The following is a 19,887-nucleotide window of genomic DNA, read 5'->3' as shown; positions in this document are numbered from 1 at the left end:
CGTTCCGGGTTGAGCGCCAAGGCGTTCTCTGCGACGATCCGTACATCAGGCACCCGGCGTCGCTCCGGGCGCCCGCTGTCGGCCCTCGATCAAGATCACCACCTGGCACACCGAGCGCTTCTCGCGAACCCGACCTCATGGAGGCCGCGCTCGGCGGGCTCCATTCCCGGCGGGGACAGGCTCGCTCCGGGGTTACGCGGCACGTGAGCACCATGGGAGAAGTACGCGCTGGCCACACGCTCGGTCGCTATGAGCTCCTCGTCCCCATCGCGCTCGGGGGCATGGCCTCGGTGTGGGCCGCTCGAACGAGCGGTCAGCTCTCGAGGATCGTCGCCGTCAAGCTGCTGCGCGCCGAGCTGAGCGACGACCCCGACTTCGAGGCGATGTTCCTGGACGAGGCCACGCTGGTCTCGCAGATCCACCACCCGAACGTCGCGGAGACCATCGATGCGGGCGAGGAGGACGGCGTCCTCTATCAGGTGATGGAGCTCATCGACGGCGAGCCGCTCAACCTGGTTCTCCGCGAGAGCAAGGCGCGCGGCGGCGTCCCGCTCCCGGTCGCGCTCCGCATCGTCGGCGAGGCGGCCCTCGGCCTGCACGCGGCGCACGAGCTGCGCGGCCGCGACGGCAAGCTCGTCGGCCTCGTCCACCGCGACGTCTCGCCGCAAAACATCCTGGTCGGCTACGACGGATCGGTGAAGATCCTCGACTTCGGCGTCGCCAAGGCCGCCTCGAACCTGCAGCGCACCAAGGTCGGCCAGGTGAAGGGCAAGTACGCGTACATGTCGCCGGAGCAGGCGGGCAGCGAGCCCATCGACCGTCGCACCGACGTGTTCACGCTCGGGATCGTCTTCTATCAGCTGGTGACGGGCAAGCACCCCTTCCTCGCCGAGAACGAGCCCGCGACGGTCCGCCGCATCTGCGACAAGAACGCGGCCGAGCCGCCGCGCACCCTCGTCCCTTCGCTCCCGGAGGACGTGGGGCGCATCATCATGAAGGCGCTCGCGAAGCCGAGGGACGAGCGCTTCGCGTCGATGGCCGATCTGCGCCGCGCCATCGAGCAGGCGTCGCCGACGACGCCGCTCGCCACCGCCGATGAGCTCGCCGCGCTGATGCAGCGGCTGCTCGGCCCGCGCGGCGAGCGCCGGCGCGCCGCGATCCAGGAGGCGATGCAGATCGCGCGCGAGCGCTCGAACGACCCGGACTATCCGGCTCCGCAGCCGAGCTCGCCGGAGGCCGCCGAGCCCGCCGGGCGCGCGGTCGTGGAGCGCGGCGCGAGCGCTCCGCCGCCCGATCGGCGCGCGCGGCGCTGGCTCGTCCCCGTGGCGTCCGTCGTCCTCGCGGTCCTCGTGGCGCTCGCGGGCGCGTACCTCCTGCGGTCCGCGCCCGCTCACCACGCGCCGCACGGGCGGGGCGGCTTCATCGTGCCCAGGGCGGGCTCCATCAAGGCGCCGCTCCTCCGGGCCGCGCACGCCGCGTCGAAGGCGCCGCGCGGCCGCGCGGCCCCCGGGACGGGCGCGGCCCCGTAACTGGGCAGGCCGAGCGGGCCGAGTAGGCCGAACCGAGGCGTTTCCTTGACGGTTCGGGGAAGCCTTTTCAAGATGGCCGCCCTCGCATGGATCTTCGCCGCTCGCCGGAGCTCTGGCGGTTCGCCGCGCTGGTGGCGATCTTCGTCACGAGCGGCCTGGTCATCACCTACCTCGTGCTGCCGCCGCCGCCGGACGACGGCCCGAAGCCTCCGCCGGTCCTCCGCGTGGCGCAGGTGCCGGTGCCGACGGGCGGCGACGTCGTGGCCAACGCGCTCGATCTCGTGCGCCGCTACGCGACCGGCGAGATCCGGATCGTGCTCCCCGACGGCTCCGCGCGCGCGCTGCGCCGCAACGACCTCGGCGTCGAGATCAACCGCGTCCGCCTCGCCGAGTTTGTCCGCGAGGCGCTCCGCCCGGAGAGCGCGCTCCGCCGCGCGCACGAGCGCAAGGACGAGGACGCCCCGCTCGACATCCCGATCCCGCTCCTCCTCGACTCCGAGCGGGCGATCAGCAAGCTGCTCGATCTCAAGGTCGAGCTCGACGCGCCGGCGGTCGACGCCTATGTCGATCTGGAGGCGAAGCAGCTCAGGCCCGAGAAGATCGGGTATCGGCTGGACGTCTACGGCACCCTCGCGCGGATCGACGCCGCCCTCCGGGCGGGCGAGGACACGGCGCAGGCCAGCGTCGAGACGATCGCGCCGAAGCTCGTCGCGGAGCAGCTCGGCAACGTCAAGTTCGACCAGGTGCTCGGCTACTTCGAGACGCGCTACGCGACCGGGGCGAAGTCCAAGGAGAGGACGTATAACCTCAGGCTCGCCGCCTCGAAGCTCGACGGTGTGGTCGTCATGCCGGGGGAGATCTTCGACTTCAACGAGACGGTCGGCCCGCGCGACGAGGCGCACGGCTACCGGGTCGCTCCGGTCATCGCCCAGGGGGAGCTCGTCGACGGGCTCGGCGGCGGGACTTGCCAGATCTCGGGCACGCTCCACGGCGCCGCGTTCTTCGCGGGGCTCGAGATCGTCGAGCGCTACCCGCACTCCCGCCCGAGCTACTACATCAAGCTCGGCCTCGACGCGACCGTCGTCTATCCGACGATCAACTACCGCTTCAGGAACCCGTTCGACTTCCCGATCGTGCTCCACGAGACGGTGGCCGGCGGCGTCGTGCGCGCCGAGATCCTCGGCCCCTCGCGCAAGCTCACGGTCACGTACTTTCGCCGCATCGACGAGGTCATCCCGTTCGAGGAGCTGGAGCGCCCGACGCCGAAGCTGCCTGAGGGGACACGGACGCTCGCCCAGCGCGGCATCCCCGGCTTCCGGACGACGAGCTCGCGGGTCGTCCGCGACGGCGCCTATGGGGTGCGGGAGAAGTGGAGCGACAGCTACCCGCCGACCACGCAGATCATCCATGTCGGGAGCGGCCCGCGCGATCTGGAGGTCAAGGCGGCCGACGACAATCACCCCGAGTACGTGGCCGACGAGTACCTCGTCGTCACGCAGGGCCCGGACGTCCGCACGCCCGGCGCGACCGGCCTCGAGCCGGGCGGCGGCACCGTCGAGAGCCGCGAGCCGGGGCTCACGGGCGAGCGCGGCTGGACCGAGCGCGCGGGGATCGGCACCTTCCGAGCGAAGGGGGATGAGCGCGAGGGCGCGCGCGGCGAGGACGCGCCGCCCGCGGAGGGCGCCGCCACCGTGCAAGCCTCGAGCGAGCAGCCCGAGGGCAAGGGCGCGAGAGAGGCCCGTGGCCAGAAGGACGCTGCGGGCGACGAGGCGAAGGACGGCAAGAGCAAGAAGCGGCGCCAGAAGAAGGGCGACGGCGGCTGATCGGCCGGCGCCTGCCGGCGGGGCGCGGCGGCCGGCGTCCGCCTGCGCCGGCGGCGGCCTTCAGCGGACGCCGATCGCCTTGCGTGTCTCCTGGATCGTCACGCTCGCGATCTGCCGCGCGCGCACCGCGCCGTCCGTGAGCAGCGCGTCGACGCGCGCCGGGTCGGCCATGAGCTCCGCGTAGCGCCGGCGCGGCTCTTCCAGCGCGCGGTTCAGCACCTCGAACACGGCCTCTTTCGCCTCGCCCCAGCCGATGCCGCTCCGGTAGCGGCCGCGGAGCGCCTCCGTCTCCTCGGGCGTCGCGAACTCCCGGTAGAGGTGGAACAGCGGCGAGGTGTCCGGATCCTTCGGCTCGCTCGGGGGCGACGAGTCCGTCTTGTACTTGAAGATCGTCTTGCGCAGCTTCTCCGGCGGCAAGAAGAGCGGGATGGTGTTGTCGTAGCTCTTGCTCATCTTGCGGCCGTCGAGGCCCGGGATCACGGCGGTGTGGGCGTCGATGCGCGCCTCGGGCAGGACCAGGACCGGGCCGTAGATCGCGTTGAACCGCTGCGCGATGTCGCGGGCGATCTCGATGTGCTGGACCTGATCCTTGCCCACGGGCACGACATTCGTCTTGAACAGGAGGATGTCGGCCGCCATCAGCACCGGATAGCAGTAGAGGCCCATGTTGATCCCGGCGTCGAGGTCGTCCATGTCCTCCACGGTCGCGGCGCTCGACGCTCGGGACTCCATGTTCTTGGCGACAGCGGCCTTGTAGGCGTGCGCGCGGTTCATGAGCCCCTTCGCCGTGAAGCACGAGAGGATCCAGCTGAGCTCGAGGATCTCCGGGACCTCGGATTGCCGGTAAAAGATGACCTTCTCGGGGTCGAGGCCGAGCGCCAGCCAGGTCGCGGCGACCTCGTGGACCAGGCCGCGGAGCTTCTGCGCGTCGTGGATGGTGTTGAGCGCGTGGTAATCCGCGACGAAGTAGAGCGCGTTCGACGCGGTCGCTGCGAGCGCGAGCGCCGGCTTGATCGCCCCTACGAAGTTGCCGAGGTGCGGCGTTCCGGTGGGCTTGATGCCGGTGAGGACGGTGCTTGCCATCGTTTCGTGTTCCTGTGAGGAGCCCGTGACGAGCTCCCGGTCGGGGATGCTACTGCCGCGCGCCAGGAATCCCGCCAGGGTTTTCTCGTCGCCACGTGACGGCGGCTTCCGCGCGACGCCGGGCGCGCCGCGCTGCGGCCGCCGCTCGGTTCACTGCCCCTTCGGACGCAGCGCCGCCCCGCGCGGCGCCCGGTAGGGATTTCCATGCCTCGGCGCGTTCGCCTCCGGGGGCCAGTACGCATCGCACTTGCGGCAGTGCCACCGCTTCTTCAAGACGAGGATCGGCAATCCGAGCAGCAAGATGATGGCGAGGATCTGACCCGGGGCCCACTCGCGGTAAGCGTAGCGCGCCCCGCACGCCGGGCACTTCGGCCCATCGAGCTCGGCCACCTCGTCGTCCTCGTCGAGCTCGCGATCGTCGTCGACGGGCGGCGGCCTCAGGATCTCGGCCGCCCGCTCCAGATCCGCGCGCGGCACCTGGAGCCGGATCCCGAGGGACCTGCCAATATAATGAGGGGTCAGCGTCGCCACGTGCTCGTCGGCGAGGAAGGCGCGGATGCCGTGAGCGGACAGGGCCGAGCGCCCCATCTGCGCCTCGACGGACTCGCTGTACGTCGCGACCGTGACGAGCTGCTCGGCGAGCTGCTCGGAGCCCGCCCGGGCGCCGCCCCGCGGCCGATCGAAGGAGCGCACCCGGCGAGGGTAGCATCCGCCCGCGGCGCAGCGTGTACGGCCGCCGGTTTTCGTGCCACGGTGGGCGGAGGCGGACCGCAGGGCGGTCCCCGATCGATGTTCACAAGGGACCGCCGAGCGGCTCCCGACCGATGTTGGCCAAGGGACCGCGGAGCGGCTCCCGACCGATGTTGACCGGCGACCGCGAAGCGGCTCCCCCACGCTGGCACCTGCGTCATGTCCGGCCGAACGCCGTCCTCTCCTGCGCCTCACCCCGACGCCCCCGCTCCGCCGGCCGCCGGCCACACCGCCGCCGGCGGGCGACCGACCGTCGCGCTCGCGGTCTCTGGCAGCATCGCCGCGTACAAGGCCGCCGAGGTCGCGCGGCTCCTCCTCCAGGGCGGCGCGCGCGTGCTCCCGATCATGACCCGCGCGGCGCAGCAGTTCCTCGGCCCGATGACGCTGAGCGGGCTCTGCGGCGAGCCGGTGCGCGACACGATGTGGGACCCGGGGTTCGCGGGCGAGCTGCACGTCGCGCTCGCCGCCGAGGCGGACCTCGTGCTCCTCGTGCCCGCGACCGCCGACCTGCTCGCCCGCCTCGCCGCCGGCCGCGCCGACGACCTCGTGACGGCGCTCGCCCTGTGCGCGAAGGGCCCGGTGCTCGCCGCGCCGGCGATGCACCCCCGCATGTGGGCGCACCCCGCGACCGCGCGGAACGTCGCCACGCTCGAGGCCGACGGGCGGGTGGAGCTCGTCGGTCCGGTCTTCGGCGAGGTCGCCTCGGGCGAGCGCGGCCTCGGGCGCATGGCCGAGCCCGCGGCGATCGCGGCCGCGGCGCTCTCGCGGCTCGGCCCGCGGGATCTCGCGGGGCTCCGGCTCGTCGTCACCGCGGGGCCCACGCTCGAGGACCTCGATCCCGTGCGCTTCCTCGGCAACCGGTCGACCGGCAAGATGGGCTTCGCCGTGGCCGATCGGGCGGCGCTCCGCGGCGCGCAGGTCACGCTCATCGCCGGCCCCGTGTCGCTCGCCGCGCCGCCCGGCGCGCGGCGCGTCGACGTGCGCGGCGCGCTCGAGATGCGCGCCGCGCTCTGGCAGGCGCTCGGCGAGGACCTCCGCGGCGCCGACGCGCTGATCATGACGGCCGCGGTGTCCGACTACCGCCCGGCCGAGCAGCACGCGACCAAGCTGAAGCGCACGCCGGATCTCGCCTCGCTCCCGCTCGTCCCGAACCCCGACCTGCTCGCCGAGGTCGGCCTCGCGCGCGCCGGCCTCGACGCCCCGGCGCGCGAGGGCGGCGCGCGGCCCCCGGTGCTCGTCGGGTTCGCCGTCGAGACCGCCTCGGACGACGGCGTGATCGCCTATGCCCGGCGCAAGCTCGCGAGCAAGCGCGTCGACATGATCGTCGCCAACCACGCCGCGGACTCGTTCGGCCGGGACGACAACCGCGCCACGATCGTGACCCGCGACGCCGCCGACGCGCTCGGCGTGTTGCCCAAGCCCGTGCTCGCCGACCGCATCCTCGATCGGGTCGTGCAGCTGTGCGCGCGATGATCCCGGTCGACCCTCCGGCCACCGACCCGCGCCAGCCGCCGCGGGCCTCGCGCCGCGAGGCCGCGCTCATCGCCGCGTCCGTCACCGCCGGCGTCGCGCTCGCGGTCGCGTACGCCTTCCACCCCGATCGCGCGGGCGCGCCCGGCATGCTCGCGGCGCTCGGCGCGCTCTACGCCGTCCTCGCGGCGATCACCGTCCTGTGGCTCCGCCGCCGCGGCGAGCTCCGCGCCGCGCTCCGCCCGCTGTCGGGCGATCTCGCGCGCGGCGCGTTCGTCGCGGCGGGGCTCTACGGCATGGCCATGGCGGTGCAGCTGGCGCTCGCCCCGCGGGGCTCGCCGCGTGAGGCGTGGCTCCTCCGCTTGTACCTCCACCTCGGCGACCCGCTGGCCGACACGCGCGTGTTCACCGGCGCGATCGTCTTCGTCGTGGCCGCGCTCGAGGAGCTCGTCTGGCGTGGGCTCGTCATGCGCGCGCTCGAGGGGCCGTTCGGCCAGGTGACCGCCTGGCTGCTGTCGAGCGCGCTCTTCGCCGCCGCGCACCTCCCCACGCTCTTCTTGCTCGGCGATCCGCTCGCCGGGCCGAACCCGCTGCTCGTCGCGGCGGGCTTCGGCTGCTCGATCGTGTGGGGCCGCGTGGTGCACCGCACCGGCCGCCTGCCGCCGGCGCTCTTCGCCCACGCGTTCTTCTCGTGGGCGATCGTGAGCTTCCCGATCTGGCGCCCGTGACGCGCGGGCGCCCTCGTCGGGCGGGGCGTCACCCCTCGAGCTTCGCGAGCTCCTCTTCGGGGACGTCGAAGTCGGCGTAGACGTTCTGCACGTCGTCGTGGTCGTCGAGCGAGTCGACGAGGTTGAGACAGACCTCGGCGTCGCGGCCGGCGACCTCTTTCTTGTTCTTGGGGACGTAGCCCGCGGCGCTCGACTTCACCGGGATCTTCGCGTCCTCGAGGGCCTTCACGACGGTGTCCATCACGTCGACGCTGGAGAGCACCTGCCACTCCTCGCCCTGATCGCTGTAGTCGTCGGCGCCCGCGCCCACGGCGGTGTCCATGAGCTGGTCTTCCGTCGCCGCGTCCTTCGCGATGAGGATGATCCCCTTGCGATCGAAGGCCCACTGCGCGGAGCCGCCGGCGCCGAGCTGCCCGTTGTTCTTCTCGAAGATCTTCCGGATCTCGGCGACGGTGCGGTTCCGGTTGTCGGTCATCGCCTCGCAAAGGAACAGGGTCCCGCCGGGGCCGGTGCCTTCGTAGAGGATCTCCTCGTAGTTCGCGCCCTCGATCTCGCCGGTGCCGCGCTGGATGGCGCGCTTGATCGTGTCGGCGGGCATCGCCTGGCCCTTGGCGTCGTTGATCGCCTTCCGGAGGCGCGGGTTGCCGTTCGGGTCTCCGCCGCCCATGCGCGAGGCGACGGTGATCTCCTTGATGAGCTTGGTGAAGAGCTTGCCGCGCTTCGCGTCGAGGGCGCCCTTCTTCCGCTTGATGGTGGCCCACTTGGAATGGCCGCTCATGCCTGTCTGCTCCGTGATGACGGGGCGCTCGCTCGGCGCGCGCCCAGGGGAAAGGTTCGGCGCAAGCTGGAGCACCGATCGGTCCGGGGGGAGAAGCCGTCGGGGCGCTGGGGGCGCCGAGAGAGCGTCGACCTCTCATGGCATCCCCGGCGCCCCGGCGGTTCGAACCGTCTGTCGCTCTAGCGGTGCGCCCGGGTGGAGGCAACTACGACGGCGCCTCACCCCCTCCTTACCAGGAGAGCGAGCCCGGCCGAGGCCCGAGACGACGCTGGGGGCTGGGGCTGCCCCCCGGTTCGCTACAGCGCGTAACCCGTCTCGCCGTGCTCGGTGGCGTCGAGGCCCTCGCGCTCATCGCTCTCGGCCACGCGCAGGCCGATCAGCTTGTCGACGAGCTTGAGGAGCAGGAACGTCACGATCGCCGCGTACAGCCCGACGGCCACGATGCCGGCGAGCTGCGGGACCATCTGACCGGGGTTGCCGGCGATCACGCCGTCGCGGCCGGCCTCGTTCAGGGCCTTCTCCGCGAAGACGCCGGTCAGGATGGCGCCGAGGAGGCCGCCCACGCCGTGGACGCCGAACGCGTCGAGCGAGTCGTCGTACCGGAGGCGCTCCTTCGAGACGACCGCCACGTAGCAGACCGCGCCCGCGAGCAGGCCGATCACGGCCGCGGCCCAGGGCGCGACGAACCCGGCCGCCGGCGTGATGCCGACGAGCCCGGCCACGATGCCGGACGCGACGCCGAGCGCGGTCGGCTTGCCCCGCTGCGCCCACTCGACGAAGAGCCACGCCGCGCCGCCCGCCGCCGCGGCGACGTGCGTGTCGAGCAGCGCCAGCGCCGCGAGCCCGCCCGAGGTGAGCGCGCTGCCGGCGTTGAAGCCGAACCAGCCGAACCAGAGGATGCCCGTGCCCGTCAGGGTCATCGTCAGGTTGTGCGGCACGTGCCGCTCGTGCGGGTACCCCGTGCGCCTGCCCAGCACGATCGCGCAGACCAGCGCCGAGATGCCCGCGGCGAGGTGGACGACGGTGCCGCCCGCGAAGTCGAGCGCCCCCATCTCGAAGAGCCACCCCTTCTCCGCCCACACCCAGTGGGCGACGGGATCATAGACGAGCGTGGACCAGAGCAGGATGAAGACCAGATACGCCGGGAACCGCATGCGCTCGGCGAACGCCCCCGCGATGAGCGCGGGCGTGATCACCGCGAACATCATCTGGAACGCCGCGAAGGCGAGGTGCGGCACGGTGCCGCGCTCCACGCCCGCGAGCCCCCGCATGCCGAGATAATCGAGCCCGCCGATGAGCCCGCCCTGCGACGTGCCGAACGAGAGCGAGTACCCGATCACCACCCACTGCACGGAGATCACCGCGAGCGCCGCGAACGAGTGCATGAGCGTCGCGAGCACGTTCTTGCGGCGCACCATGCCGCCGTAGAACAGGGCGAGGCCCGGCGTCATGAAAAGGACGAGGGCTGTCGATGCGAGGAGCCAGGCCGTATCCCCAGTGTCGATCTTCATGGCTCGGGCGTAACGTGCCCGATGTTTCAACGAGGTTTCGGAGCCGCGGCCGGATGCATTTGGCAGGGCGTCGGGAAATTTCTAATGTCCGATCGGTGATACCGGATACCGGATGAGGGGTACCCCGATGGCACGAAACCTCAGGCCCGAAGCGGCAGAATGTGCCGATCAGCCGGGCTGCGGGCCGCGGACCGTCAGCACCGGGACCTTCGCCGAGCGCACCACCCGCTGGGCCACGCTGCCGAGCAGCGCCCGCGCGACCGCTCCGCGCGTGTGCGTCCCGATCACGATCATGTCGGCGCCGATCTCGTCCGCGAGCCGGCAGATCTCCTCGTCGGGGACGCCGGCGCGCAGCGTGCCCGAGATCTCGACGTCGGCCACGGCGCGCCGGCGCTCGAGCACCTGATCGAGGCTCCGCTGGGCCGCCTCGGCGAGGCGCGCGGCGTCCTCGGCCGAGGGGATCAGCGACGAGCCTTCCGGGAAGGTGTAGACGGGCACGCTGTACACGTGTGAAACGACGACCTTCGCGGAGAGCTTGCGGGCGAGCTCGATCGCCGTGTCGAGGGCGCGCTCCGAGGTCTCGTCGAAGTCATGGGCCAGGAGGAGGGTCTTCATCTTGCTCCGCGGTGCTGGTTGGCTCGGGCGGCGCGCCGCCGTCTTTTCTGTCCTGCTTTCGTAGCTCCGGGGCCGGGCCTTCGGTAGGGGGCTCGTCGCGCTCGGCCGGGTCTCTCGGCGGCTGCTTCGCCGCCGGCTTCACCCGCTTGAAGAGCGCCATCTTCTTCAGCCGGCCGAGCTCCATGAGCTCGCCGCGCTTCACCGCCGCGTTGTGGCGCTCCAGGTCCTTGCCCTTGAGCTCCCCCTCGTCGAGGAACACGTACTGGACGATGGCGGCGCGGTCGCCCGGGTAGAAATAGGCCTCCTTCCGGTTCGACACGTGCGGCCCCATCTTGCTCGTCGCGCCGACGATCGCGCCGGGCGGGATCGACTCGACCTGCTGCCTGACCCAGGCGTAGGTGGCCTCCTGCTCGGGCGTGAGCGCGCGCGCCACGCGGTGAAAGCCTCCCCTGAACGAGGCGTTCTCGACGAGGCCGCCGAACTTCCACGACACGAGCGCGCTCGCCACGAGCGCCGCCGCGAGCAGCGCGCGCGAGAGCCGCCGCCCGTCGAGGCCGAGGTACGCGGCCGGCGCGGAGTCCTCGACCCGCTTGAGCGCGATCGGCGTCAGCACGAAGGCGATGGGGAAGAGGATCGACGAGTACTGGAAGTGGATCGAGAAGACCGCGTCGCGCGAGGCGAGCAGGCAGAACAGGAGCCCGTAGGCGAGCATCCATCGCCCGGGCTTGGCGAGGAAGGGCAGGAAGCAGAGGGGGACGAAGAGCTGGAGCAGGAAGAGGATCTTCGGCTCCTCGAGCATGACCTTGAGAACGAAGACGGGGTTCGTGAGGACGGAGACGACGAGGCCGCCGAGCCCGCTCCGGTTCGGCATGAGCTCCTCGTAGTAGTAGGCGAACGAGTACGCGTCCTTGCCCGACATGATGATGCCGGCGGACGTCATGAAGAACAGCTTCACGATGACGAAGTAGACGAGGCTCGTCGCGATGGTGATCCAGCCGAGGCGCGTCCGGCCCGCGCGCCGGTCGAAGATGGCGTAGAGCCCGATGAAGCACATCAGGAGCGAGACGTCCTCGCGGCAGAGCAGCAGCGCGGCCAGGGTGACCCAGTACCACCGGTCCCTGCCGGTCTCGTAGAAGTAGAGGAGCCAGACGACGAGCGGCGAGATCAGCGCGAGCGAGTGGAACTCGTACATGTTCGCGCCGTGCAGGGCCGGGTAGAGGGCCCACACGGCGGCGAGCAGGAGCGCCTTGCCGCGGTGCTCGAGCTTGTCGAGCGCGAGCAGGTACACCGGGATCACGCCGGCGCCGAGCCACACGGACTGGAGCACGAGGAGGAACTCCGCCCGCGGGTAGATGAGGTAGAGCGGCGAGAGCAGGACGAGGATGGGATCGAAGTGCGCGGAGCCGTGATAGCCGGCGCGGAGCCAGGAGCAGCCGAGCGGCCGCCCGTGGATCGACTGGTAGAAGATGTTGTCGTAATACCCGAGGTCCGGCGTCCGCGTGTGCAGCGCGTGGTGGTTGGTGATCGCGAGCCGGGAGAAGAAGAGGGCGTAGCCTGCCCACAGGGCGAGGACGGCGAGCGGCGCGAGCCACCGGCCGGCCCTGGCGAGCGGGCCGCCGCTTGCGGGCGGGTTGTCGAGCGCGGGCGGGTCGTCGAGGGCGGGCGAGAGCCGGGCGCCGCGGCCCCAGGCGTAGACGCCGGCGCCCACGGTCGCGGCGGCGAGGGCGGCGTAGAAGATCGCGGTCCTCGGGCTGTCCTTCTCGATGTTCGGCAGCTTGAGCGCGGCGACGAAGGGGAGCGCGAGCAGGGGGGCGAGGGCGCGGTTGAGGCGGCCCACCGTGCCCACGACGTCCCACGAGCGGGTCAAGGCGCGCCCCGCCAGCATCACGAAGAAGTAGGCGAGGCCGACCCCCACGATGGCGGCGACGGCGCCGCCGGCCATCCAGCGGCGTTCCAGCTCGGTCAGCTTGTTCGTCGAGAGCAGGGCGAGCCGGCTCGGGTGGGTGAAGACCCACGCCGACGCGGCGATGCAGATGCCGAAGAGGATCGGCCACGGCGCCAGGGTCACGGCGGCGCGCGCGAGCCGCTCGAGGGTGCCGTCGAGCTTCGCGAGCGCGCTGCTCAGCCTGGTGCGGTGGGGCTCTAGCATGGAGGAGGCGGGTCCTCGGCTACTTGACCCTACCCCCCGCTGTCAAGGAACGGCAGGAATGGCGCGGGGGCGTGGGAAGGGCAGGCGCCGCGCGCGGCCCGCGGTAGAATGGGCCCATGTCGCACTACCGGGATCATCTCGATGCGGCTCGCGCGCGCATCGAAACCCTCGAAGCCAAGCTGAAGGAGCGGGAGGCGGCGCTCGCCGCCAGGGAGGCGGAGCTCGCGGAGGTCCGCGCCGAGGTCGAGCGGCTGCGCGGCGGCTCGGGCGACGACGGCCCGCCCGACGGCCCTCACGGCCGGGGCGGCGGGCAGCGCGCCCTGCTGGTGGCGCTCGCGGTGTGCGGCTTCGCCACCGCGACCGGCTACGCGATGGTGCGGCCTGCGCACTGCCCGCAGCGCGGCGCCCCGTACCCCGCGTCGGCCGAGGTGCTGCCGCGGTCGCACGACGGGCACGACGCCTGGTCGAGCCGGGCCGACGCCGCGCGCCTGCGCGTGGGCAGGGCCGCGGGCGCCGCGCTCGAGCACGGCCGGGTGCGCGCGCAGCGCTGCTGGCAGCCGGACGGCCCGAGCGGCGAGGGGAGCGTGACGGTGACCTTCGCGCCGAGCGGCGACGCCCAGGTGGAGCTGGACGGGCCGCCCTACGCCGGCACCGAGGTCGGCGAGTGCGTGGTCGACGCGTTCCGCGCCGCGGCCTCGCGGGTGCCGTCGTTCGATTGGGAGCCATTGACCCTCACGACGCGGTTTTCTCTCTAGTTCCGCACCACGCGAGCGCGGCCATGAGGCCTCGCCGAGCCGCCCGGCCCCCGGGGAGGGGGCCGTCACGGCGGAGCCGGGGTCTGCGGGGCAGGCGCGGTGGGCGGGGGCGCCAGCTGCCAGCTCACGAAGCCCAGGGCGACGACGTTGAGGTAGATGACCGCGAAGACGAGGAGGCCGAAGCTCACGCCGTGCTCGGCGGTGAAGCCGAGGGAGGGGAACACGAGGGAGAAGAAGAGCTCTCGAACCCCGACGCCGGCGATCGAGATCGGCAACAGGCCGAGGAGGTTCGCGATGGCGAGCAGGCAGGTGACGTCGAAGAGCGAGAGCGAGATCCCGAGGGCGCGCGCGATCAGATAACCCTGCACGAAGTTGACGACGAACGTCGCCACCGTGACCGGAAGCGTGAAGAGGAGCCCGCGCCCGACGTGGGCCCGGAGCGCCACGAGGAAGCGGCTCGCCGCCCCAGGTTCGGCGGAGTCCCCGGGCTCCTTCGCGATCTTGCGCGAGAAGGCGAGGAGGATGCGCTCGGCGAGGCCAGGGATGAGCAGCACGAGCGGGGCGAGGACCGTGAGCGCGATGCCGCCCCACGTCAGCCACGCCAGCTGGCCGGCGATGACCGCGCTGTAGCGGGCGACGCCGACGGCCACGAACGCGGCGAGCACGTAGAGATCGCACAGCCGATCCATCACGACCGTGGCCAGGCCCTCCGCATAAGGAACGCCGAGGTCGTGACGCAGGTAGCGGATCCTGAGGACGTCGCCGACACGACCCGGGGTCAACATGCCGACGTAGAGCGACGTGAGGTACGCGCTCCACGCCCGGCGAAGGGGGTAGACGATGCCACGGGCGCGGAGCAGCGCGTCCCAGCGGACCACCTTGAGGTGGATGTTGAGGACGTTGAGCGCCGCCGCGAGCGCGAGCGGGGCGGCCGCGGCGGAGGCCACGGCGCCGAGCACCGCGTCCCGGTCGTCCATGCGCGCGACCACGAGGACGAGCAGCAGCGGCCCGATCAGGCGAACGAGGGCGCGCAGGACGGTGCGGCGCATGGAGACGATCGACCGCGGCGCGCTCAGCGCGGGGCCGCGAGCCGGAAGAGCCGGAGCGGAGCGAGGAGCCCGGGCGCAGGGCGCCCGGACCGAGCGGCGCGCGGGGCGGAGATCACTCGATCTCCTCGCGGACCGGCAGCTCCTCGGCCTGGTGCCGCTGCTGCATCTGGAAGGTGAGGAACTCGCCGATGAAGCCCATCGAGAAGAACTGGATGCCGAGGAGGATCATCAGCACGCCGAGCAGGAGCAGCGGGCGATCGCCGATCTTGTGACCGAGGAACCAGAGCAGCGTGAGATAGGCGTTGATCGTCACCCCGACCGCCGCGAACACGAGGCCGATGAGGCCGAAGAGGTGCATCGGCTTCTTCGAGTAGCGGGTCAGGAACATGACGCTGAGCAGATCGAAGAAGCCGCGCAGGATGCGCTCCAGGCCGTAGCGAGAGCTGCCGTACTTGCGGGCGTGATGGCGCACCGGGATCTCCGCGACCCGGAAGCCCTGCCACGCGGCGAGCGCCGGGATGAACCGGAAGAGATCGCCGTAGATCGGGATGGTGCGGAGCACCTCGCTCCGGTACGCCTTGAAGCCGCAGTTCATGTCGTGGAGCTTCACGCCCGTGACCGAGCGGACCGTCCCGTTGAAGATGCGGGACAGGACGAGGCGGTTCTTGGGGTCGAGCCGGTTGACCTTCCAGCCGACCACGACGTCGAGCCCCTCCTCGACCTTGGCGATGAAGCTCGGCAGATCCGCCGGGTCGTCCTGGAGATCGGCGTCCATCGTGACGACGATCGCGCCCCTCGCCTTGCGGAAGCCGGCCGTCAGCGCGGTCGCCTTGCCGAAGTTCTTCCGCAGCCGGATGCCCTTCACCACCGGGTTCTCCGCGCGGATCCTGGAGATGACGGCCCACGTGTCGTCCGTGCTGCCGTCGTCCACGAAGATGAGCTCGTAGGTGAAGCGCCCCCGCAGCGCCTGGTCGATGCGCTGCGCGAGCTCGGCCAGGCTCTCCGCCTCGTTCAGCCCCGGGACGACCACCGAGACGTGCGGCGCCGCCGAGGTGGCCGGCGCTATGGAAGGCGCCATCAGGCTCGGGCGAGGGTCGAAGGCGGAGAGCCCGAACGTCGCGCGGTCCTCCGGGACCTCTGTAGGGGCAGGTGTGGGGGGCTGGTCCACAATCACGGCGGCGGAGGATAGCAGGATCGTCGCGGAAGCGCGCGGTTCCGTCCGTGGGAAGCGACCGGTGCGCCGGAAGGGGCGCGAGGAGCGCCCCCGCGGTTCGTGCGTGGAGCAACGGGAAGCGCCGCCGGGGCGAGCGATCGTGGGCGCGCTGGATCCGTGCTTGCTAGGCACCACAACCGAGCCTGCGACGCACGTGGCGGTGAAACGAAGGATCCTCGTCCCCCGCGGAGGATCGCCCGGCTCCTGAAGGGCGCAGGAAGGCGCGGCCTCGCGGCGCGGGCACCCCCGGCCCCCGGCAGCGCGGGGCCCCGCCGCGCTACCGGGCGAGCCCGAGCCTCCTCGACTGCCACGCCACCTGGGCGGCGAGCCCCTCGCGCAGGGGCACCCGGGGCACATAGCGGAGCGCCGCCCGCGCCGCCGCCGTGTCGGCCCAGGTGTGCCGGACGTCGCCGGCTTGCGGCTCGCCCCGCTCCACGCGCACCGGCCCGGCGAGCTCCCCGAGCAGCCGGAGCGCCTCGTTCAGGCTCACCCGCGAGCCGCCGCCGATGTTGAACACGCCGACCGCGCCGCCCTCCATCGCCGCGACGTTGGCCTGCACGACGTCGCTCACGTACGTGAAATCGCGCGTCTGCTCGCCGTCGCCGTGCACGCGGACCGTCTCGCCCTTCAGCACGGCGGCGATGAACCGGTGGAACGCCATGTCGGGACGCTGCCCGGGGCCGTACACCGTGAAGTACCGGAGCGAGACCGTGGGCAGGCCGAAGTTGCGCCGGTATAGCTCGCACAGGTTCTCGGCGGCGAGCTTCGTCACCCCGTAGGGCGAATGCGGTGCGGTCCGGCTGGATTCGTGCATGGGCACGTCGTCCGCGTCGCCGTACACGGAGGACGACGAGGCGTAGACGAGCTTGCGCACCTGGCCGTGCGCCCTCGCCGCCTCCAGCAGCCGCTGCGTCGCCAGCACGTTGTCGCGCAGGTAGCCCTCGAAGCTCTGCCCCCAGCTCGGGCGCACGCCGGCCTGCGCCGCCTGGTGGAAGACCACCTCGCACGTCGAGAGCAGCGGGCGCAGATCGGCGGTCGCGAGGTCGGCCGTCGACAGAGAGAAGCGCGGCTCGTCGAGCAGCCGGGCCAGGTTCCCTTCCTTGATCTCGCGGCCGTAGTAGTCGGTGAAGCGGTCCACCCCGAGCACCTCATGCCCGAGCTCGATCAACCGCTCCGCCAGGTGGGAGCCGATGAAGCCGGCCACCCCAGTCACCAGACAACGCATCCGCCTCCCGTCCTGGTCCCGCCGCGCCGCGCGGCCCGCCGTCCTCGTCGTGCTGCCGCCCTGCGGCCTCCGTCCCGGTCCTGCCGCGTCGCGGCGCGGCGGATGCTAGCACTTCGACCTGTCCCGTGGACCGGCACCCGCCGGCCGCCACGCGCGCGTCCGCCGCCCGGCGAGCTCCAGGGGAAGGCGCGCGAGCCGCGGGCTTCTTGCAAAAATACCCACCTTTCCGATGTATCTTCTGAATCCGGTTGCGCCTCCCCGGCCGGCGGGCGACGCTGAGCCGCGCTCGGGCGCCCTGGTTTTTTCTGTCCGAGGCGCGCGCGGGACGGGCAGAAAGTTAGCTGTCGCTTATGGGAATCGTTGTCGAGCAGCTCACGAAGCGGTTCGGTCCGAACAAGGTCGTCGACGACGTCTCGTTCGAGATCGAGAGCGGCGCCCTGGTCGCGCTGCTGGGGCCGAGCGGAGGGGGCAAGAGCACCGTCCTGCGCATCATCGCCGGGCTCGAGAGCCCCGACGCCGGCGAGGTGATCCTGAACGGGAAGAACGCGACGCACACCCGGGTGCAGGACCGGAACATCGGCTTCGTGTTCCAGAGCTACGCCCTGTTCCGGCACATGACCGTGCGCGACAACATCGCCTTCGGCCTCACGATCCGGAAGCGGCCCCGGAAGGAGATCGAGGCCACGGTCGACGAGCTCCTCCGCCTCGTGCAGCTCGAGGGGCTCGGGAGCCGGTACCCCCACGAGCTGTCCGGCGGGCAGCGGCAGCGGGTCGCGCTGGCGCGCGCGCTCGCCCCGGGATCGTCGCTGCTCCTGCTCGACGAGCCGTTCGGGGCGCTCGACGCCAAGGTGCGCCTCGAGCTGCGCGAGTGGATCCGCAGGCTCCACAAGGAGCGCGGCATCACGAGCGTCTTCGTGACCCACGACCAGGAAGAGGCGATGGACCTCGCCGATCGGGTCATCGTGCTGCACAAGGGGCGGGTCGAGCAGATCGGCACGCCCGAGGAGATCTACGACCGGCCGGCGACCGAGTTCGTGGCGAGCTTCGTCGGGTCGATCAACGTGCTCAAGGGGGAGGTCCGCGACGGCCAGGCCGCGCTCGGGACCCTCGCGGTGCACGCCCCCCCCGGGACGGGCGACGGCGCGAGCGTGCGCGCCTTCGTGCGGCCGCACGACATCGAGCTCCACACCCGGATCGACTCGTCGAGCTCACCCAGCGCCGACGACGCCAGCGTGGCGCGCGTCGAGCGGCTGTCGCGGGTCGGATGGATGGTCAAGGCGGAGCTCCGCCTCTCCGACGGCCAGCCGCTCTCCGTCGAGCTGACCAAGGACCGCGTCGCCGAGCTCGCCCTGTCCGAGGGGGACCGGGTGCTTGTAAATCTCCGAGACGCCAAGATCTTCGTGCAAGATTACTCCATCTAGCCACCTGGCCGGCGCTTCCGTCTGGCCCGGGGGGCCAGCCAACACGGAGGGCGGGCACGTGGGTTCAATCTTCGACAACATCGCGGCGACGATCGGGCGCACCCCCCTCGTTCGCCTGAGCTCTGCGGGCAAGGGGCTGCGTGCCGAGCTGATCGGCAAGGTCGAGAGCCGGAACCCCGGCGGCAGCGTCAAGGATCGCATCGGCCTCGCGATGATCGAGGACGCCGAGCGGCGGGGCAAGCTGACCCGCGGGAGCGTCCTCGTCGAGCCGACGAGCGGCAACACGGGCCTCGCGCTGGCGATGCTCGCCGCGGCCAAGGGCTACCGGCTGATCCTCACGATGCCCGAGTCGATGAGCCCGGAGCGGGTCGCGCTGCTGCGGGCGTTCGGGGTCGAGGTGCTGCTCACGCCCGGGTCCTTGATGGTGCAGGCCGTCGCGCGGGCGCGCCAGATCGTGGAGGAGACGCCGGGCGCGGTGATGCTCCAGCAGTTCGAGAACCCGGCGAACCCCGCCGCGCACCGGATGACGACCGCGCGCGAGATCTGGGAGGACACGGACGGGGCGGTCGACGTCGTCGTCGCCGGCGTGGGGACCGGCGGGACGATCACCGGCGTGGGCGAGGTGCTCAAGGAGAAGAAGCCGGGCGTGAAGATGATCGCGGTCGAGCCGAAGAACGCCGCCGTGCTGAGCGGCGGCCGCGTGGGGGCGCACCTCATCCAGGGCATCGGCGCGGGCTTCGTCCCGAAGATCCTCCGGCGCGAGCTCATCGACGAGGTGGTGCCCGTGACCGAGGACGAGTCCTTCGACGCCGCCCGCCGGCTCGCCAAGACCGAGGGGATCCTCGTCGGCATCTCCGGCGGCGCGGCGATGGCGGCGGCGCTCTCGATCGCGGCGCGCGACGAGATGCAGGGCAAGAAGATCGTGGTGATCCTGCCCGACGGCGGCGAGCGGTACGTCACCTCGCCGCTCTTCAAGGAGCTCGTCGGCTGCGCCCGGGGGGCCGCGCCCTGGTCGAAGGGCTAGGGGAGGCAGCCGCACATCGGGTCGCCTTCCCTGCAAACGCACTCCGCCTTCTTGGGCGCCGGCTGCGGCTGAGGCCGCGCGACCTTGCCCTGGAGGACGTCCCGGTCGCGCTTCGCCGCGAGGAGCTTGCGCTCGAGCTCCGCCTTCTCCGCCTCGCTCCGCACCGTCTGGTACGCCAGCGTGAGCTCGCCGATCTGCCGCTCGCTCGCGGCGAGGTCGCCCTCGAGCGCCGCGAGCCGCTGCTCGTACGCGGCGCGCGCGGCGGTCTGCTCGGCGAGCGCCTGCTCGGCCTCCGGCTGGATCTTGCCGAAGTAGACGCCGAGCGTCGCGGCGAGCGCGGCGACGAAGAGCGCGCTCCCCCCCGCGATGAGCCGCACCAGGCGCCGCTTCTGGGCGTCGCCCGCGAGGGCCGCGAGCCTGCGCTCGTGCTCTCGCTGCTTCTCCAGGGCCTCGACGCGGGCGCGCTGCTCGGCCTCGACGCGGGCCTTCTCGACGGCCGCCGCCCGGATCCCCTCGAGCCGCGCCGCCTCCTCGCGCGCGAGCTCCTCCTCGCGGCGGGCCCGCGCCTCCTCGGCCCGGAGGCGCGCCTCCTGCTCCGCCAGGGCGCGCCGCTCGAGCGCGCGCCGGGCCTCCTGCTCCGCCAGCGCGCGCCGGCGCGCTGCCTCCTCCTCCTCGCGCACGCGCTGCTTCTCGAGGCTCATGAGCTGCTTGAGCGAGAAAAGAACAGAGCTCTCCTGGATCTCGGCCATGACGGATCGACCTCC

17 protein-coding genes are annotated in these 19,887 nt (G+C 72.1%); 7 read left to right on the top strand and 10 right to left on the bottom strand.

Annotated features, from left to right (window positions below; genetic code table 11):
- Positions 1-212 precede the first annotated feature (212 nt).
- Both WME83_RS42825 and WME83_RS42820 read left to right on the top strand, forming a co-directional pair.
- Positions 213-1,529 (top strand): serine/threonine-protein kinase, encoded by a 1,317-nt coding sequence (locus WME83_RS42825; RefSeq protein ID WP_437315477.1) that lies wholly within the window; start codon positions 213-215, stop codon positions 1,527-1,529.
- A gap of 86 nt (positions 1,530-1,615) precedes the next feature.
- Positions 1,616-3,352 carry a VanW family protein gene (locus tag WME83_RS42820; RefSeq protein WP_437315476.1) on the top strand — a complete coding sequence of 579 codons (1,737 nt, stop codon included), beginning with the start codon at positions 1,616-1,618 and terminating at the stop codon, positions 3,350-3,352.
- A gap of 60 nt (positions 3,353-3,412) precedes the next feature.
- Here WME83_RS42820 and WME83_RS42815 read toward each other — a convergent pair whose 3' ends face one another.
- Complete coding sequence (locus WME83_RS42815; RefSeq protein ID WP_437315475.1) at positions 3,413-4,435, bottom strand: tryptophan--tRNA ligase; 1,023 nt, start codon at positions 4,433-4,435, stop codon at positions 3,413-3,415.
- A gap of 150 nt (positions 4,436-4,585) precedes the next feature.
- A complete protein-coding gene (locus WME83_RS42810) occupies positions 4,586-5,128 on the bottom strand; it encodes a putative signal transducing protein (RefSeq protein ID WP_437315474.1) in 543 nt (180 codons plus the stop codon).
- A gap of 216 nt (positions 5,129-5,344) precedes the next feature.
- Here WME83_RS42810 and coaBC point away from each other — a divergent pair, with 216 nt between their 5' ends.
- On the top strand, positions 5,345-6,658 hold the full coding sequence (coaBC, locus tag WME83_RS42805; protein ID WP_437315473.1) for a bifunctional phosphopantothenoylcysteine decarboxylase/phosphopantothenate--cysteine ligase CoaBC: 1,314 nt from the start codon (positions 5,345-5,347) through the stop codon (positions 6,656-6,658).
- Positions 6,655-7,383, top strand: coding sequence for a CPBP family intramembrane glutamic endopeptidase (locus WME83_RS42800; protein WP_437315472.1), 729 nt, complete (start codon positions 6,655-6,657; stop codon positions 7,381-7,383). Before coaBC ends, WME83_RS42800 begins: the two co-directional genes overlap by 4 nt.
- Before the next feature lie 28 nt (positions 7,384-7,411).
- On the opposite strand, the gene WME83_RS42795 is transcribed toward WME83_RS42800, so the two are convergent.
- From WME83_RS42795 to WME83_RS42780, 4 genes are all read right to left on the bottom strand, one after another.
- Entirely contained in the window at positions 7,412-8,161 is a 750-nt protein-coding gene (locus WME83_RS42795; protein WP_437315471.1) for a YebC/PmpR family DNA-binding transcriptional regulator, read from the bottom strand.
- A 296-nt stretch (positions 8,162-8,457) separates the two neighbouring features.
- Positions 8,458-9,672 (bottom strand): ammonium transporter, encoded by a 1,215-nt coding sequence (locus tag WME83_RS42790; RefSeq protein WP_437315470.1) that lies wholly within the window; start codon positions 9,670-9,672, stop codon positions 8,458-8,460.
- A 168-nt stretch (positions 9,673-9,840) separates the two neighbouring features.
- Complete coding sequence (locus tag WME83_RS42785) at positions 9,841-10,287, bottom strand: universal stress protein (RefSeq protein ID WP_437315469.1); 447 nt, start codon at positions 10,285-10,287, stop codon at positions 9,841-9,843.
- Complete coding sequence (locus tag WME83_RS42780; protein ID WP_437315468.1) at positions 10,262-12,436, bottom strand: DUF2079 domain-containing protein; 2,175 nt, start codon at positions 12,434-12,436, stop codon at positions 10,262-10,264. The genes WME83_RS42785 and WME83_RS42780 overlap by 26 nt, the downstream gene beginning before the upstream one ends.
- 116 nt (positions 12,437-12,552) lie before the next feature.
- Between WME83_RS42780 and WME83_RS42775 the strand changes: the two genes are divergently transcribed.
- Positions 12,553-13,191, top strand: coding sequence for a hypothetical protein (locus WME83_RS42775; RefSeq protein ID WP_437315467.1), 639 nt, complete (start codon positions 12,553-12,555; stop codon positions 13,189-13,191).
- Positions 13,192-13,256: 65 nt separating this feature from the next.
- Here WME83_RS42775 and WME83_RS42770 read toward each other — a convergent pair whose 3' ends face one another.
- From WME83_RS42770 to WME83_RS42760, 3 genes are all read right to left on the bottom strand, one after another.
- Entirely contained in the window at positions 13,257-14,240 is a 984-nt protein-coding gene (locus tag WME83_RS42770) for a lysylphosphatidylglycerol synthase transmembrane domain-containing protein (protein ID WP_061629498.1), read from the bottom strand.
- A 112-nt stretch (positions 14,241-14,352) separates the two neighbouring features.
- Positions 14,353-15,318, bottom strand: coding sequence for a glycosyltransferase family 2 protein (locus WME83_RS42765; protein WP_437315466.1), 966 nt, complete (start codon positions 15,316-15,318; stop codon positions 14,353-14,355).
- 412 nt (positions 15,319-15,730) lie between these two features.
- Complete coding sequence (locus WME83_RS42760; RefSeq protein WP_437315465.1) at positions 15,731-16,678, bottom strand: NAD-dependent epimerase/dehydratase family protein; 948 nt, start codon at positions 16,676-16,678, stop codon at positions 15,731-15,733.
- Positions 16,679-17,028: 350 nt separating this feature from the next.
- On the opposite strand from WME83_RS42760, the gene WME83_RS42755 reads away from it, so the two are divergent.
- Positions 17,029-18,099 carry a sulfate/molybdate ABC transporter ATP-binding protein gene (locus WME83_RS42755; protein ID WP_437315464.1) on the top strand — a complete coding sequence of 357 codons (1,071 nt, stop codon included), beginning with the start codon at positions 17,029-17,031 and terminating at the stop codon, positions 18,097-18,099.
- A 58-nt stretch (positions 18,100-18,157) separates the two neighbouring features.
- Positions 18,158-19,123, top strand: coding sequence for a cysteine synthase A (cysK, locus tag WME83_RS42750; RefSeq protein WP_437315463.1), 966 nt, complete (start codon positions 18,158-18,160; stop codon positions 19,121-19,123).
- Here the strand turns inward: cysK and WME83_RS42745 are convergent.
- Positions 19,120-19,872, bottom strand: a complete 753-nt coding sequence (locus WME83_RS42745; RefSeq protein ID WP_437315462.1) for a hypothetical protein — start codon at positions 19,870-19,872, stop codon at positions 19,120-19,122. The two genes, cysK and WME83_RS42745, sit on opposite strands and share 4 nt — an antisense overlap.
- Positions 19,873-19,887: the final 15 nt, after the last annotated feature.

This window comes from Sorangium sp. So ce385 (assembly GCF_051474135.1).
GTDB lineage: Bacteria > Myxococcota_A > Polyangia > Polyangiales > Polyangiaceae > Sorangium > Sorangium cellulosum_D.
Note: the sequence above shows the minus strand (reverse complement) of the source record. Positions and strands in the feature narration are given on the sequence as shown.